The sequence below is a fragment of the Nocardioides xinjiangensis genome (genome assembly GCF_017916455.1).
Taxonomy (GTDB): domain Bacteria; phylum Actinomycetota; class Actinomycetes; order Propionibacteriales; family Nocardioidaceae; genus Nocardioides; species Nocardioides xinjiangensis.
The window spans coordinates 503,859-520,950 of the sequence record NZ_JAFMSY010000001.1; the positions used below are offsets into that span (position 1 = coordinate 503,859).

Annotated in this window: 9 protein-coding genes; all 9 read right to left on the minus strand. The window is 71.7% G+C overall.

Annotation, left to right across the window (positions count from 1 at the left end; translation table 11 throughout):
* Position 1 precedes the first annotated feature (1 nt).
* Positions 2-1,009: a sugar phosphate isomerase/epimerase family protein gene (locus J3P38_RS02450; RefSeq protein WP_210502570.1), complete on the minus strand. Its 1,008-nt coding sequence runs from the start codon at positions 1,007-1,009 to the stop codon at positions 2-4.
* A gap of 317 nt (positions 1,010-1,326) precedes the next feature.
* Entirely contained in the window at positions 1,327-7,743 is a 6,417-nt protein-coding gene (locus J3P38_RS17535; protein WP_246855730.1) for a ThuA domain-containing protein, read from the minus strand.
* A 120-nt stretch (positions 7,744-7,863) separates the two neighbouring features.
* Positions 7,864-9,024, minus strand: coding sequence for a xylose isomerase (gene xylA, locus J3P38_RS02480; RefSeq protein WP_210502571.1), 1,161 nt, complete (start codon positions 9,022-9,024; stop codon positions 7,864-7,866).
* Positions 9,021-10,232, minus strand: a complete 1,212-nt coding sequence (locus J3P38_RS02485) for a Gfo/Idh/MocA family protein (protein ID WP_210502572.1) — start codon at positions 10,230-10,232, stop codon at positions 9,021-9,023. The genes xylA and J3P38_RS02485 overlap by 4 nt, the downstream gene beginning before the upstream one ends.
* A 180-nt stretch (positions 10,233-10,412) precedes the next feature.
* A complete protein-coding gene (locus tag J3P38_RS02490) occupies positions 10,413-11,480 on the minus strand; it encodes a substrate-binding domain-containing protein (RefSeq protein WP_210502573.1) in 1,068 nt (355 codons plus the stop codon).
* A 114-nt stretch (positions 11,481-11,594) separates the two neighbouring features.
* Positions 11,595-12,695 (minus strand): ABC transporter permease, encoded by a 1,101-nt coding sequence (locus J3P38_RS02495; protein WP_210502574.1) that lies wholly within the window; start codon positions 12,693-12,695, stop codon positions 11,595-11,597.
* A complete protein-coding gene (locus tag J3P38_RS02500; protein ID WP_210438283.1) occupies positions 12,692-14,203 on the minus strand; it encodes a sugar ABC transporter ATP-binding protein in 1,512 nt (503 codons plus the stop codon). The genes J3P38_RS02495 and J3P38_RS02500 overlap by 4 nt, the downstream gene beginning before the upstream one ends.
* Positions 14,200-15,471, minus strand: a complete 1,272-nt coding sequence (locus J3P38_RS02505) for an ROK family protein (RefSeq protein WP_210502575.1) — start codon at positions 15,469-15,471, stop codon at positions 14,200-14,202. The genes J3P38_RS02500 and J3P38_RS02505 overlap by 4 nt, the downstream gene beginning before the upstream one ends.
* 101 nt (positions 15,472-15,572) lie before the next feature.
* On the minus strand, positions 15,573-16,997 hold the full coding sequence (gene xylB / locus J3P38_RS02510) for a xylulokinase (protein WP_210502576.1): 1,425 nt from the start codon (positions 16,995-16,997) through the stop codon (positions 15,573-15,575).
* Positions 16,998-17,092 lie beyond the last annotated feature (95 nt).

Below are 17,092 nucleotides of genomic sequence, written 5' to 3' on the forward strand. Positions count from 1 at the left end.
CTCAGGACTGCGTCGAGAAGGCGGCGTCGAAGGCGGCGGACGGGGCGTCGAAGGCGAGCCGGCGGACGAACTCGAGCGCCTCGGGCGCCCCGACGAGGCGGTCCATGCCGGCGTCCTCCCACTCCACCGAGATGGGGCCGTCGTAGCCGATCGTGTTGAGCATCCGGAACGACGCCTCCCACGGGACGTCGCCGTGCCCGGTGGACACGAAGTCCCAGCCCCGGCGCGGGTCGGCCCACGCCAGGTGCGAGCCCATCCGGCCGTTGCGGCCGTTGCCGACCTGCTTCTTCGCGTCCTTGCAGTCGACGTGGTAGATGCGGTCCTTGAAGTCCCAGAGGAAGCCGACGGGGTCGAGGTCCTGCCAGACGAAGTGGGAGGGGTCCCAGTTGAGGCCGAAGGCCTCGCGGTGCCCGATCGCCTCCAGCGCCGCGACCGTCGTCCAGTAGTCGTAGGCGATCTCGGACGGGTGCACCTCGTGGGCGAACCGCACGCCCTCGCTGTCGAACACGTCGAGGATGGGGTTCCAGCGGTCGGCGAAGTCCTGGTAGCCCGCGTCGACGAGGTCCTGCGAGGCCGGCGGGAACATCGCGACGTACTTCCAGATCGAGGATCCGGTGAAGCCGACGACGACGTCGACGCCGAGCCTGCGCGCCGCCCGGGCGGTCGTCTTCATCTCCTCGGCCGCACGCCGGCGCACGCCCTCGGCGTCGCCGTCGCCCCAGATCCTGTCGGGCAGGATGCCGCGGTGGCGCTCGTCGATCGGGTCGTCGCAGACGGCCTGACCCTTGAGGTGGTTGCTGATCGCGAACACCTGGAGGTCGTGCTTCTGCAGCATCTCGAGCTTCGCCGGGACGTAGGAGTCGTCCTCGACGGCCGCCCACGGGTCGAAGTGGTCACCCCAGCAGGCGAGCTCGAGGCCGTCGTAGCCCCAGCCCGATGCGAGCCGGCACACCTCCTCGAACGGCAGGTCGGCCCACTGGCCGGTGAACAGGGTGATCGGGCGGGTCATCGGTGCTCCTGAGTCTCTCGGTGGGGTGGAGGGGTGGTGCTGGGTGCTGGGTGCTGCTGGCGTTGCTGGTGCTGGGTGGTGCGGATCGTGCGGCCTGGTGCGGTGGGTCGTGCCGGCGGGTGCGGCCGGTGCCGGGACGGAGCGCGCTGTCCCGCCACCGGCCGCGTGGGCGGCACCTCGCGGTGCCGCCCGGCGCCCGGGCGGTGGACCCGGCCCCCCTCCCGTGACCCAGGGCCGAACCTGCGTCACGGTCGGGTGCGGCACCTCGCGGTGCCACGCGGCCGGGTCCATCACTGCGGACGTTCCTCGCCCCGCGCCTAGAGCTGCGCCTTCATGGCGCGCGCCAGGTGCTGGAGGGCGGTGCGTGCTTCTTCGTCCTCCACACGCTTCGCCAGCCTCTCGAAGCGCTTGAGCGCCTTGACGGCCTTCTGCGAACCGGCCTTCCTGGCGATCCTCAGCTCCTTCTTGAGCTTCTTCGCCAGCCTCGGGCCGACCGAGCCCTCGTCGTCGAGCCTGTCGACGAGGCGCTTGCCGGAGCCGAAGGACGCGACCACCGTGAAGGTGAGGGTGCGCGTCGTCTGGTTGCCGGCCTCGTCGAGGACGGCCACCTCCAGCCGGTGCGTACCGGCGCCGAGCGACATCGCGTCGAGGCGGGCCGGCGAGCCGACCACCGCGCCGTCGAGCCGCACGACGCTCTCCGCCGTCCCGGACGTGGCGTCACCGAGGGTGACGACCGCCGTCCGCACCGCCGCCGCGTCGAACGTTGCCCCGTCGGCGAGGCCGCTGACGGCGACCGTCGGTGCCGTGGCGTCGATCTTCACGGGGAGCGTGCCGACCGCCGACGTGGTGCCGGCCGCGTCGGTGGCCCGCGCCTGGACGAGCGTGACACCGTCGGTGCTGACCGTGAACGGCGCGGTGTACGCCGTCCAGGCACCGTTGCCGCCGATGCGGTACTCCAGGCCGACCTCGCCCTGGCCGCCCGACCCCGCGAGGGAGACGGTGACCGGACCGGTGAACCACCCGGCCCGGCCGTTGGCCGCGGCGGGAGCCGTGGTCAGGCTGACCGTCGGCTTGGCCGGCTCGACGGGCTCGCCCGGCTCGCTGACCACGACCTCGAGCTGGCCGCCCACGGTGTTGCCCGCCTCGTCGGCGGCGCGGTAGCGGACGAGGTGCGTCCCCGGCTCGTCGAGCACGAGCGGCGTGGCGTAGTCGCTCCACGACGCGTCGTCGCCGATGCGGTACTCGATGCCCGCCACGCCCGAGGTGGCGTCGGTGGCGGTCAGCGTGACCGTCTTGGTGGTGCTGCCGGTCTCCGCGGTGGTGACGACGGGCGGCGCCGTGTCGACCTTGACGGTCTGCGACCGCGTGGTCTCGACGTTGCCCGCTGCGTCGGTCGAGCGGTACTCGACCAGGCGCTCGCCCTCACCGGTGACGGGGACCGCGAGGGTGTACGGCGTCCATGCGCCTGCGCCGATGCGGTACTCGATCGCGGCGACGCCCGACCCGGCCGCACCGTCGGCCGCCGCCAGCGTGACCGACGGACGCGTGGTGTGCCACCCGTCCTGGCCCGTGGCCGAGGGGACGGTGATCGTCGCGGTCGGGGCGACCGTGTCGATCTTCACCGTGAGCGACTTCGTCGCCTCGGTGTTGCCGGCTGCGTCGGTCGAGCGGTACTCGACCAGGCGCTCGCCCTCACCCGTGACCGGCACGGCCGCGGTGTAGGGCGTCCAGGCACCTCCGGCGATCCGGTACTCGGTCGAGGCGACGCCCGACCCGCCGGTCTCGTCGGCGGCCGCGAGCGTGAACGACGGACGCGTGGTGTACCAGCCGGCCTGGCCGGTGGCACCCGGGATGCTGAGCGTCGTCGTCGGCGCCGTGGTGTCGGTGGGACCGCCACCGGGCTCGCAGGTGTCGTCCTCACCGAGGGTGAAGAAGTCGAAGCTGGCGGTGATGCCGGCCCCGGCTGCCTGGTTGGCGGCGGACAGCAGGCCGATCCGCGGGTTCGCGATGCCGGCCAGGCTGTAGCCGCCCGACATGGTCGTCCACGTCTGGCCATCGGTGCTGTAGCTGCCGAGGACCTGCTCGCCGTCCTCGCTCGTCAGCCTCAGCCAGACCGTGCTGGGGAAGGTGGCTCCCAGCCCGGGCGTGTTGGTCTCGACGGCGGTGCCTGCGGTCTCCCGCGCCGTCTGGACGATGTTGGACGCCGCGTTCGGGTCCGCGCTGCGTCCCTGGAAGACGTGCTTGAGGTAGTTGTCGTCGTCCCCGTAGACCAGCAGCCCCGCCGACTGGTACTGGCGGTTGATCGGCGCGCTGACCTTGGTGGTCGCGACGAACGGGCCGTCCGGGAGGTCCCGCAGCACCAGGTCACGAGCGGTGTTCGTGGTCTGGTAGAGGTCGGTGCCCTCCATCGGGATCTTCACCGAGCCGCCGGAGACCGTGAGGTTCCCGCTCGGCCGCACGACCGTCCACGGCGGGGAGGTCAACGACTGGCCGTTGAAGTCCTCGACGAAGCACGGCTGGGGGCACGGCACGGCCGTGTCGTCCGGGGTGATGGTGAAGTAGTCGAACCGCGCGTTGATGGCGGGCGTGGCCGAGGCCGCGGTGCTGCCCAGGGCCAGCAGGCCGACCTTCGGGGCGGTGATGCCCGAGAGGTTGCGCGCAGCCGCGGTGGTGCCGTTCGACAGGGTGATCGGGAGCCAGGTGTCGCCGTCGGTGCTGTACGACGGGGTCACCGTGCTGCCGTCCGTGCTCGACATCCTCAGGTAGACGGTGTCGGGGAAGGCCGCCCCCAGGTTGGCGGAGTTGGACTCCGATGCAGTCCCGTTGGTCTCCTTGGCGAACTGGATGACGTTGGCCGCCTTGTCGCCGTTGGTGGCGGTGGAGCGGCCCGAGTAGACCAGCTTCAGGTAGTTGTTGTCGTCGCCGTAGACGATCAGGCCACCCTGCTGGTAGCCCTTCGTCGCGGGCAGCGTCACCTTGGTCGTCACCTCGAAGGCGCCGGCCGGCAGGTCCTGCAGGACGATGTTCGGCGCGGTGTTGGTGCCCTGGTAGATGTCGGTCGCGGTGATCGGGATGGTGAGCATCCCGTCGGCCACCGTCAGTGCCTGGTTGACCCTGACGTTCCGGTTCCACCGGGTGGTGTCGAGCTCGGTGCCCAGGAAGTCGTCGGAACGACCGCTGAAGCACATGTCGGACTGCCTCCTGACCGTGACCTCCAAGGTCCTGGTCGTCCTGGCTCCCCGCGCGTCCGTCACCGTGAGCTCGACGACGTACGTGCCGGGCGTGGCGTAGGTGTGGCTCGGGTTGGCCTGCGTGGAGGTGGTGCCGTCACCGAACTTCCACGCGTAGGTCAGCGGGACGTCGTTCTCCGAGTCGCTCACCGTGCTGGTGAAGCTCACCGGCAGCGGCGCCTCGCCGTTGGTGGTGCTGGCGGAGATGGCGACGGTCGGCGGCTTGTTGTCGGTGACGCCGCGACCGTTGAACTCGAGCCAGTTGACGTTGGCGCCACCGGTGGTGGCGACGACGTAGAGCGCCTGGCTCGTGGTGGTCGCGCCGGTGAACGTCGCGGAGACGTTCTGGTAGGTCTGCGCGCCGCCGGTGTTGGGGATCGTCAGCGTGCCGATCGCGGTGCCGGTCGGCGAGCCCTGCCGGACCTCGAACGTGGCGCCGGCCGTGGTCGACGCGGCCCGCATGGTGACGCCGCTGATGCCGCTCAGGTTCATGACGTCCCACGCGAACCAGTCACCCGTCTCGACGCCGGTCACGTTCTGGCCGCCACCGGCGTCGGTGGTCGTCTGCGTCGCGACGCCCGCCTGCCCGGTGGTGTTGCTGCCCGTGCGACCGGTCCGGTCGAAGAACTCGACCTCCTTGTGCTTGGTGTGCAGGACCACGCCGTCGACACCGGTCAGCGCGCCGGCGACGCCGTTGCCCTTGTCGGTGTAGGTGGCCTTGATGGTGCCGAAGATGTTCGCGCCGGAGTGGCCGGTGTCGCCGGGAAGCGCCAGCGTGCCCGAGCAGCCGTTGTACTGCTCGTAGTCGTGCGAGTGCTGGTCGTGGCCCAGGCCGGGCTGCACGACGACCTTGCTGCAGTCGATCGTGCCGTCCTCGGGGTCGGTGACCTGGACCTCGTACGCGACGTGGTCGTCGAAGTCGAAGAACCCGCCGTTCCTCGGCAGGACCAGCTTCACCGTCGGGGCGGTGTTGCCCACCGTGATGGAGAGGTTGGTCGTGCCGCTGCGTCCGTCGACGTCCGTCACGGTCAGCCGCGCGGTGTAGTTGCCGGCCTGCGGGTAGGTGTAGGAGCCCTTCGCGGTCACGGCGTCGGCGGTGCCGTCGCCGTCGAAGTCCCACGAGTAGGTGAGGCCGGTCGCGTCACCGGTGTCGGGGTCGAAGGACGCCGCGCCGTCGAACTGGACGGTCAGCGGCGCCGGGCCCGACGTCTTGTCGGCCGTGGCCCGGGCGACCGGTGCACGATTGCCCTCGACGTAGTCGATCCGGTAGATGCCGGAGTCGGTGTTGTCGCCGTTGAAGCCGCTGCCCCACTCGATCATGTAGAGGGCACCGTCGGGACCGAACTGCAGCGCGTGCGGGCGCCGCATCTGCAGCGGGGCCAGGAAGCGGTTGAGGTCGGTGTAGCCCGTGCCGTCCTGGTTCATCTGCACCGTGAACAGGCGGTTGTTGTTCCAGTCGGCCCAGACCGCCTTGCGGTCGAAGTACGCCGGCCACTTGCGGTCGGACTCCAGCTCCGGGTCGTAGCTGTAGGTGCCCGAGGTCATCGGCGCACCGCTCGCACCGATCTCCGGGGTGCCGGTGATCGAGGCGTTGTTGCTCTGCCACATGGTGGCGGCCTTGGCCGCGGGCAGGTTGGTCAGGCCCGTGTTGTTGGGCGAGTCGTTGACGGGCGCGGCGCAGTCGAACGTCGCACCGGCCGTGCTGCTGGCGAAGTTGTAGTCGTTGTACGGCGTGTTGTTGCCCACGCAGTACGGCCAGCCGTAGTTGCCCGGCTCGTCGAGGACGTTCCACTCCACGCGGCCGTTGGGCCCGCGGGTGGCGCTCACGGAGCCGGCGTCCGGACCGTAGTCGGCGACGAGGATGTTGTTGTTCTGCTCGTCGAGGCCGATGCGGAACGGGTTGCGGAAGCCCATGGCGTAGATCTCGGGACGGGTCTTCTGCTGGGTGTCGGTGGCCTCGTCGAAGAGGTTGCCGGCCGGGATGGTGTAGCCGCCGTCGGCCTTGGGCCGGATGCGGAGGACCTTGCCGTTGAGGCTGTTGGTGTTGGCCGAGGTGCGCTGGGCGTCCCAGGCGCTGCGGTTCGGTCGCTCGTCGATGGGCGTGTAGCCACCAGAGTCGAACGGGTTGGTGTTGTCACCGGTCGCGAGGTAGAGGTTGCCGTCGTTGTCGAACTCCATGGACCCGCCCGCGTGGCAGCACTGGTCGCGCTGCGTCGGCACGTCGAGGATCGTCACCGCGGTGCCGAGCTGCAGCGTGTCGCCCGACATCGTGTAGCGCGCGATGCGGTCGGTCGGCGTGGTGCCCTGCGGGGAGTAGTAGAGGTAGACCCAGTTGTTGGTGGCGAAGTCGGGGTCGAGCGCGATCCCGAGAAGGCCGAACTCCTGGCCGGTGTAGACGGGGATCGTGCCGGCGGTCACCACGTTGCCGTTGGGCTTGATGATGCGCACGGCGCCGTTGCGGTCGATGTAGAAGACCCGGCCGTCGTCGGCGATGTCGAGCTCCATCGGGTTCGAGGTGTTCTCGTCGAGCGCGACCTTCTCGAAGCTCGAGGGCAGCGTCGCCTTGCAGTCGGAGTCGACGACGCCCGCGGCGGTCTGGATGCCACCGAGGACGTGCTCGAGGAAGGTCGGGTCGACGAAGGACGCCTCGGTGTGACCCATGCCGGTGTACCAGCTCCGGCCGCCGTCGTAGTCCTGGCACCAGGCGATGGGGTGCTCGGCACCCATCGCGCCGTTGCCGGGCGTGTAGGTCGTCTCGTCGAGGGAGGCGAGCACGTGCAGCTTCTCGCGGGGGTTGGCCGGATTGGTGCGGAAGTTGTACCACTCGTCGGTGCGCTGCCAGCGCGGAGCGATGCCCGCGGTGGACGCGTGGGCGTGGTCCTCGACCTTCACGGTCGCGGTGGGCGTGCCGGGCGGGTGGTTGTTGAAGTAGGCGCCCACGAGCTGGCCGTACCAGGGCCAGTCGTACTCGGTGTCGGACGCCGCGTGGATGCCGGCGTAGCCGCCGCCCGCCTGGATGTAGCGCTCGAAGGCGGCCTGCTGGGAGGAGTTGAGCACGTCGCCGGTCGTCGACAGGAAGATGACGACCTCGTACTGCTCGAGGTTCGCGTCGGTGAAGGCGGCGCTGTCCTCCGTCGCGGTCACCGTGAAGTTGTTGTCGGCCGCCAGGGCCTGGATGGCGGTGGTCGCCTCGTCGATGTTGGAGTGGCGGAACGCGGCGGTCTTGGAGAACAGGAGCGCGTCGAACGACTCCTCCGCGGCCGCCGCCGCGGACGCGGCCGCAGAGGGTGCGGTCCAGGGCGTCGCCTCGCCGATGACGTCCTGCTCCGGCTGGCGCTTCTCGGAGGAGGAGGCCTCCTTCGTCGGCCTGTCCGGCACGGCGGCGCCGGCCGGGGCGGCCGAGAGCCCGAGCGTCGCCCCGAGGGGCAGCGCCACGAGCATGGCCATGGTGGATCCGAGGGCTGCACGGGATCGACCCTGCAGCTGCGTGATGAGTCTGTTCATCACGATCCCTTCTCTGGTGATGGACGTGCGCTCCATCGGTTCCGGGGCGGGTCCCCGGGCGTTCGGCCCCTGGTGGTGCGGTCACCTCCCGGCGGGTTCGGCCCCGCCGGGAGGTGGGGGTCAGCGAGCTCCGAGCAGGTGCTCCAGCGCGAGCTGGTCGAGGGCCTCCATGCCCACGCTGCGCGCGGCGAGCCCCTCGACGTCGTACGACGCCGCCCGCAGGTCGGCGAGCGACTCCCCCTCGCCGAGGGTGGGGGTGCGCAGCGTGCCGACCTCGGCCGCCTCGAGCGCCGCGACGACGTCGGGGTCGGAGCGGAACGCCTGCACGCGCTCGCGCAGCATGAGGTAGTTGCGCATGCAGCCGCGAGCGGACTCCCAGACGCCGTCCATGGCCTCGGCCCGCGGCGGCTTGAAGTCGAAGTGCACGTAGCCGTCGTAGGCCTTGCCGGTGCCGGCGCCGAGCAGCGCGTCCACGGTCCAGAACGCACCGCGCAGGTTGCCCGCGCCGAACCGGAGGTCCTGGTCGAAGCGCGGGCCGTGCTGGCCGTTGAGGTCGACGTGGAAGAGCTTGTCGTGCCAGAGCGCCTGGCTGATGCCCTGGGCGAAGTTCAGCCCGGCCATCTCCTCGTGGCCCACCTCCGGGTTGAGCCCCACCATCGACGGGTCGTCGAGCTCGGCGATCAGCGCGAGCGCGTGCCCGATCGTCGGGAGCAGGATGTCGCCACGCGGCTCGTTGGGCTTGGGCTCGAGCGCGAACCGGATGTCGTAGCCCTGCTCCTTCACGTAGGCGCAGAGCAGGTCGAGGGACTCGCGGTAGCGGTCGAGCGCCGCCTGCACGTCCTTCGCCGCACCGTGCTCGGCGCCCTCGCGACCGCCCCACAGCACGAACGTCTTCGCGCCGAGCGAGGCGGCGAGGTCCACGTTGCGCAGCACCTTGGCCAGGGCGTAGCGGCGCACCTCGCGGTTGTTGGCGGTGAGCGCGCCCTCCTTGAAGACCGGGGCGCTGAAGAGGTTGGTCGTCACCATCTCGACAGCCAGTCCCGTCTCGGCGAGGGCCTTCTCGAACCGCTCGAGCACGGCGTCGCGCTCGTCCTCGTCGGGGAGGAGGTCGTCGTCGTGGAACGTCACCGCGGCCGCACCGAGCTCGGCGAGCCGGTAGGTCGCCTCGACGGGGTCGAGGAGGTCACGGCTGCTGGGACCGAACACGTCGGTGCCCTGCCAGCCCACGGTCCAGAGCCCGAAGGAGAACTTGTCCTCGGGGGAAGGGGTGTAGTCGGTCATGTGGGGATCTCCTGCCACGAGTTGGTGTCACTGCTGGTCTCGACCGCGGCCAGGACGCGTTGCACCTGGAGTCCGTCGGCAAAGGTCGGGGTGGGGTCCGATCCGGCCGCGATGTCGCGGACCAGGTCGACCACCTGGTGGATGAAGCCGTGCTCGTAGCCGATGACGTGACCCGCGGGCCACCAGGCACCGACGTAGGGGTGCTGCGGCTCGGTGACGAGGATGCGGCGGAAGCCGGCGGTGCGGGCGTCCTCCGTGCCGTCGAAGAAGTGCAGGACGTTCATGTCCTCGAAGTCGAACGCGATGCTGCCGAGCGAGCCGTTCACCTCGATCCGGATGGCGTTCTTGCGGCCGGACGCGAAGCGCGTCGCTTCGAAGACACCCATGGCGCCGCTGCCGAAGTCGGCCAGGAAGGTCGCCGCGTCGTCGACGGTGACCTTGCCCCGCCCGCTGCCGGCCGTGCCCGAGAGGCCCGAGTGCTCGCTGGGCAGCGGCCGCTCGTCCACGAACGTGCGCAGGCGGCCCGAGACCCTCGTGATGGTGTCGCCGGTGATGAACTGCGCGATGTCGATGACGTGGGCGCCGATGTCGCCCAGCGAGCCGGAGCCGGCCTTGTCCTTCTCCAGGCGCCACGACAGCGGAGCGTCGGGATCGACGATCCAGTCCTGGAGGTACTGGCCGCGGACGTGGTGGATGGTGCCGAGGCGGCCCTCCGCGATGAGTTGTCGGGCCAGGGAGATGGCGGGCACGCGCCGGTAGGTGAAGCCGACCATCGAGCGCACGCCGCTCGCAGCGGCCCGCTCGGCGGCCCGGGTCATCGCCTCGGCCTCCTCGACGCTGTTGGCCAGCGGCTTCTCGCAGAGCACGTGCTTGCCGGCCTCGAGCGCGGCGATGACGATCTCGGCGTGGGTGTGCCCCGGCGTGCACACGTCCACGAGGTCGATGTCGTCGCGGGCGACCAGCGCCTGCCAGGAGGTCTCCACGGAGTCCCACCCGAGGCGGTCGGCGGCGGCCTTCACGCCCTGGGGGTCGCGGCCCGCGACGGCGCTCATGCGCGGGCGCAGCGGGAGGTCGAAGAACCGCGGGGCGGTGCGCCACGCCTGGGAGTGCGCCGCTCCCATGAAGGCGTAGCCCACCATGCCGACGGACAGCTCGGCGTCGGGGGCGGTGCCGGCTCGGGCTCCGGGTGAGTCGGGAGTGGCGGTCATCGGACCTCCTCGGGTTCGGGACCAGCCGGGGTCGGCTGGGATCGGGCTACAGCTGCTGGGTGCGCCTGGGCGGGACTGGGGTGCGGTGGGATGCCGTGACAGGCACGGCGCGGGGCGCCAGTGGGCGCGGTCGACCCGCGGCGGCTCCCGTGGGAGCCGCCGCCGGCCGTCACGCGTCGCTCAGGACTCGAACGCGGTGTCGATGTACTGGTCGACGTTGTCCGTGGTCACGACGGGGGCGTAGAGCTGCACGGTGCGGGGCACCTCGACCTCGACGAGGTCGCTCATCGCCTTCTGCTGCAGCAGCAGACGGGCGAGCTTGACGCCGTCGGCGCCCTGGGTGGAGGGGTAGATGACGGTCGCCTTGAGCACGCTGTTGTCCTCCTGGATGGCGCGCATCGCGTTGGCCGAGCCGGCGCCGCCGATCATGGTGAACTCGTCGCGTCCCGCGTTCTCGATGGCGGCCAGGACGCCGAGGCCCTGGTCGTCGTCGTGGTTCCACAGGTAGTCGATCTTCGACTCGGCCTGCAGCAGGTTGGCCGCGACCTCCTCGCCGCTCTCGACGGTGAACTCAGCGGCCTGGCGGGCGTCCACGTCGAGGCCGCACTCGCCGAGCGCGTCCTTGAAGCCCTGGCTGCGGTCCTGGGTGAGGGGCAGGGAGTCGATGCCGGCGATCTCGGCCACGACGACGTCCTTGTCGCCGCCGGCCTGCTCGCAGACGTACTGGCCGGCGGAGACGCCCATGCCGTAGTTGTCGCCGAGCACGGTGACGCGTGCGGCGTTCGGGTCGTCGAACTCGCGGTCGACGTTGATGACCGGGATGCCGGCCTCCATCGCCTTGAGCGCGACCGGCGTCATCGCGGCGCCGTCGAAGGGCAGCAGCACGATGGCGTCGACCTCGTCGTTGATGAAGGTCTCGACCTGGCTGATCTGGAGGTTGACGTCGTTGGTGCCCTCGGCGACCTGGAGGTCGATGTCGGGGTACTGCTCGGCGAGGTCGCGGACGTTGCTGGTGATGGCGCCCATCCAGCCGTGGTCCGCGGCGGGCGCCGAGAAGCCGATGGTGACCTTCTCGCCCTCCTCGTCGTTGCTGCCTGCGGCGGCCACGGGCGCGTCGTTCGACCCGTCCTCGTCCGCCGCGTCCTGGGCGCTGCCGGTGCAGGCGGCGAGGGTGAGGACGGCGGCCGCGCCGACCACGATGCCGGTGAAGCGGCTCTGCTGCCGTCCGAAGGGGGTGCGCAGTCGCATGGGTGGTGCTCCTTGTTCATCTCGTTGGGTGCGGTGCTCGAGCCGGTTGCACGAGGCGTCCCGGCGCAGGGGGTGGGTGGTGCTGTTCGTCCGAGCTGGGAGGCGACCGACCGCTCAGGTCGAGGTCGCGTTGCGCGCCAGGCGCTGCTGCAGCAGCACGGCGACGACGATGATCAGGCCCTTGGCAACCGCCTGGGTCGAGGTGTCCTGGTTGTTGAGGGTGAAGACGTTGTTGAGGGTGGCGAAGATCAGGACCCCGACGACGGTGCCCACGATCGTGCCGCGGCCGCCGGTGAGGAGCGTGCCGCCGATGACCACGGCGGCGATGGCGTCGAGCTCCCAGAGGCTGCCGTGGGTCGAGCTGCCGACGGTCGTGCGGCTGACGAGCATGAGCGCCGCGAGCCCGCAGCAGACGCCGACCAGGACGTAGAGCATGACGGTGTGGCGGTTGACGTTGATGCCCGCCAGGCGAGCAGCCTCGGGGTTGCCGCCGACGGCGAGGGTGCGCCGGCCGAACGTCGTCCGGTTGAGCAGCACCCATCCGGCGATGGAGACGAGCGCGAAGATGATCACCAGGAGCGGCACGCCGAGGACGTCGGCGCCGAAGAAGTCCTTGAACCCGTCGACGGTGACGATCTGCGTGCGACGCTCGGAGATGATCTCGGCGAGACCTCGGGCGGCGGCGAGCATCGCGAGCGTGGTGATGAAGGGGACCACCTTGCCGTAGGCGATCACCAACCCGTTGATCAGCCCCGCTCCGGCGCCCACCGCCAGGGCCGCGAACACCATGACGATCCAGTGGTTGTCGGTGGCCATGGTCTGGGTGGCGAAGGTCGTCGCCCACACCGAGCAGAGGGCCACCAGTGCCCCCACCGACAGGTCGATGCCGCCACCGGTGATGACGAACGTCATGCCGATCGCGACCACGCCGAGCGCCGAGGCGAAGCGCAGGATGGTCAGCGTGTTGTCGAGGCTGGCGAAGCGGTCGCCGGCCGTGATGAGGCCGGCCGCGCAGATCAGCAGCAGCGCGACCACCAGGCCGAGGTTGCGCCCGAACGGGCCGCTCATGAGCCCGGCTGCACCTCCTCCCGCGTGCTCGGTCTCGGCTGCGGCGCGCTCGACCTGGACGGTGTCCCGCGTCGGGGCGACGGTGTTCTCGACGTCTCCCAGGTGGCGCGCGCGCTCGGCGCCCTGGCTCGTACCCTGCTCGCTCATGCGACCTTTCCTTCCATGACCAGGTCCAGGACCCGCGACTCGTCGATCTCGGTTGCCGGCCCCTCGTGCACGACACGGCCCTCGCGGACCACGAGGACCCGGTCCGCGAGCCCGAGCACCTCCTCCACCTCGCTCGACACCAGGACCACGGCGACACCGGAGTCGGCGAGCGAGCGCACGAGGGCGTAGATCTCGGCGCGGGCGCCGACGTCCACCCCTCGGGTCGGCTCGTCCAGCAGCAGCACCCGGCACTCCCGGAGCAGCCACCTGGCGAGCACGACCTTCTGCTGGTTGCCGCCCGAGAGGAGGCGCACGAGGCGATCGACTCCTGCCGGACGGACGTCGAGGGACTCCGTGAGCTCGGTGGCGCGCTTGCGCTCGGAGCGGCTGTCGAGCAGCCCGAGGCGGCTGAAGCGGCTCATCGAGGACACGGTGATGTTGCGGTAGACGGCCTGGTCGAGCAGCAGGCCCTGCGACTTGCGCTCCTCCGGGCAGAGGCCCATGCCGGCCTTGACGGCGGCGGGGACCGAGCCGCGGCGCAGCTCCTTGCCGTTGACGCGCACCCGTCCGGCGGAGGCGCGGCGAGCGCCGTAGAGCGTCTCGATGATCTCCGAGCGCCCGGCGCCGACGAGTCCGGCCAGTCCGACGATCTCGCCCGCGCGCACCTTCAGGTCCACGCCGGAGAAGACGCCCGGCAGCGCGAGCCCCTCGACCTCCAGGACCGTCGCCGCGTCCGCCGGCACGGCCTCGCCGCGAGGCGGGAAGACGTACTCGATGGAGCGACCGGTCATCAGCTTGATGAGCTCGCTCGTGGGTGTCTGGTCGACCGCGAGGCCGGTCGCGACGGTGCTGCCGTCCTTGAGGACCGTGATCCGGTCCCCGATCCGGCGGATCTCGTCGAGGCGGTGGGAGATGTAGACCACCGCCACCCCCTCGGCGGTGAGGTCGCGGATCACCCGGAAGAGGTTGTCGACCTCGCCCTGGTCGAGCACGGCGGAGGGCTCGTCGAGGACGAGCAGACGCGTGTCCTGCGACAGTGCCCGCGCCATGCTGACGATCTGCTGCGCGGCCGGGGACAGCCGGCCCACGGAACGCGTCGCCGGGATCTCGCCGTGCCCCAGCCGGGCGAGCAGCTCGCGGGTGCGGCGGAGCGTCTCGGAGCGCTGGCTGAAGCCGCCCCGGCTCAGCTCGTGGCCGAGGAAGATGTTCTCGGCGACACTCAGGTCCGGGACCAGGTCGAGCTCCTGGTAGATCGTCGAGATGCCGAGGTCCATCGCGGCCTGCGGGGTGCCGAGCGCGACCGGCTGTCCCTCCCAGAGGATCTCGCCCTCGTCGGGCTGGTAGCTCGCGGACAGGATCTTGATCAGGGTGGACTTGCCGGCGCCGTTCTGGCCGAGGAGGCAGTGCACCTCGCCCGCACGGACCTCGAGCTCGACGCCGCCGAGGGCGAGCACGCCGGGGAACCGCTTGACGATGCCGCGCATCGTCAGCAGTGGGGAGTCGGTCATGGGAGCACCTCCAGGGCGTGGCCCACACGCGGGACCAGGGTGGGGTCGTCGTAGACGTGGTCGATGGCCACCGCGGCGGCGCCGTGGACGGCCGCGGAGAAGCCGAGGGTCGAGAGGCCGATGCGGGTCCCGCCGGCGCCGGGGGCGAGCACGCCGGTCGCGAGCTCGGCCTCGACCTCGTCGCGGATCCACTCGCCCACCTCGCCGAGGTAGCCCGAGAGCACGATCATCCCGGGATTGAGGACGTTGGTCAGGAGCGCGGCCCCGATGCCGACCCACCGGCCGATCTCGCGCAGGGCCGCGAGGGTGCGCTCGTCGCCCGCGGCGGCGCGACGGGTGATCTCGCCGACCTTTCCCTCCAGGTCGAGCAGCGGCGAGCGGAGCAGGTCGTCCTCGCCCTCGGCTACCAGCTCGATGAGGCGGCTGAGGCCGATGACCGTCTCCCAGCACCCGGTCCGGCCACAGCCGCAGCGGTCGCCGTCGCGGTCGACGATCATGTGGCCGAACTCGCCGGCGTAGCCGCGCCGGCCAGGGAAGGGCCGTCCGTCGGCGACGATGCCGCCGCCGATGCCCACCTCGCCGTGCAGGACCAGGATGTCGCGGCGCTCCGGGTCGCCCGGCGTGGCCTCGGCGACGGCGGCGAGGTTGGCCTCGTTGGCCACCTCGAGGCGGTAGCCCGGGTCGGAAAGCTTGCTGCGCAGGAGCCCGGCGAGCGCGACGTCCTGCCAGCCGAGGTTGGCCGCGACGGGGACCGTGCCGCGGTCGTGGTCGACCAGCCCGGCGACGCCGACGACGGCCGAGACCGGCGTGCCACCGAGGTCGGCGAGGTCGGCGAGGGTGCCCTGGAGGAGCTCGACGAGCCGGTCGATGACCTCGTCGGGCTCCAGGCCCCTGGTGTCGACGGAGGTGCGCCGCTCGCTCACCACGACCCCGGCCAGGTCGACGGCGCGGGTGGAGACGTGGTGCACGTTGATCTCCGCGCCGAGACCGTAGGCGCCGGCGCCGTCGATCTCGACGATCGTGCCCGGCCGGCCGACGGCTCCGCGCTCGGCGCTGCCCTCGCGGACCAGGCCGCGCTCGAGGAGCTCGCCGACCAGGCTGGAGACGGTGGCTTTGTTCAGGCCCAGGTCCGACGCGAGCCGGGCCCTGGACCGCGGGCCGTCCTCGCGGAGGCTGCGGAGGAGGAGGGACAGGTTGGCGCGACGGACGGTGCCCTGGTCGGCACCGCCGTTGCTGGTCGAGGACCAGCCGTCACGCAGCTGCGACATCCCAGGCTCCGTCCCGTGTGACCGGTGTCACCACTTAGTTTGATGGACCGCCAAACTAAGTCGGTGACGCACGTCACGTCAAGGACCTGGGCGCGGAAGTTTCAGGTGGTCCGGTCCAGGTGCCGCTCGCGCCCCTCCGCGTAGCGCAGCCGGATCGCGTGGACGGGATCCGCCTCGTAGCGGCGGGTGCCCTCGCGCTGCCAGACCGGCGCCTGGTCGGTCCCCGCCAGCGCCCAGGCCGCTTGGCGCGCCGCGCCGTCCGCGACGTACTCGCCGGGCGGGGGGACGTCGACCGGGATGCCGAGCACCTCGGCCGCGACCGTGCGGACGGCCTCGGAGGCAGCCGCCCCGCCGACCAGCAGCGCGCGGGCGGGGCGTACGCCAGTCGTCACGATCGCGTCCAGGCCGTCGGCGAGGCTGCACAGCAGGCCCTCGATCGCCGCACGAGCGAGCATCGGACGCGTCGCGGTCGCGAGCGTGAGGCCGTGCAGCGACCCGGTCGCCTCGGGCCGGTTCGGCGTGCGCTCCCCCTCCAGGTACGGCACCAGCGCGAGGCCGCCGGCTCCGGACGGGGCCTCGAGGGCAAGCGCCGAGAGCGTCTCGTGGTCCGTTCCGAGGATCCGCGCGGCCGCGTCGAGGACGCGAGCGCCGTTGAGGGTCGCGACGAGCGGCAGGAACAACCCGCTGGCGTCGGCGAAGCCCGCCACCGACCCGGTGGGGTCGAGCGGCGCCACGTCGGTGACGGCGGTGACGACCCCGGAGGTCCCGATGGAGACGACCACGTCGCCCTCCCCCGCCCCGAGGCCGAGGGCGGCTCCGGCGTTGTCCCCCGCCCCGGCGCCGAGGACGGCGCCGCCGCCCGTCGAGCCGGCGACGGCGCCGGGCTCGACGACCCGCGGCAGGTGGGGGACGGCACCGAAGGCGCGCTCGAGGAGGTCGGGGCGGTAGGCCCCGGTGGCGGCCGACCAGTAGCCCGTGCCGCTCGCGTCGCTGCGGTCGGTGGTGAGGTCGGCGAGGTCGCTGCTGCCGGAGAGCCTCCAGGTCAGCCAGTCGTGCGGGAGGCACACCGCGGCCGTGCGGCGCGCGCTCTCCGGCTCGTGCTCGGCGAGCCAGCGGAGCTTGGTGATCGTGAACGACGCCACCGGCACGACCCCGACGGCCTCGGCCCACGCGCGTCCCCCCTCGTCGGGGCCGCCGAGCTCGTCGACGAGGTCGCGAGCGGCGGCGGCCGAGCGGGTGTCGTTCCACAGCAGCGCCGGGCGGACGACCTGCCCGTCCTCATCGAGGCACACCATGCCGTGCTGCTGACCGCCGACGCTGACCGCGGCCACGTCGTCCAGCCCGCCGGCCTCGGCGACGGCCGCCTGCAGGGCCTCCCACCAGCGGTCCGGGTGCACCTCGGTGCCGTCGGGATGGCTCGCGCGTCCCTGCCGGAGGAGGCGGCCCGTCTCGGCGTCGCGGACGACGACCTTGCAGGACTGGGTGGAGGAGTCGATGCCGGCGACCAGCCGGGGCCCGTCAGTCATGGGCGCGGATGCTAGCCCACCGCGCCGGTCCGGCTCCGCCGCGAGCAGCCGGGCGCGAGACGACGAAGGGCCCGGTCTGCTGACCGGGCCCTTCC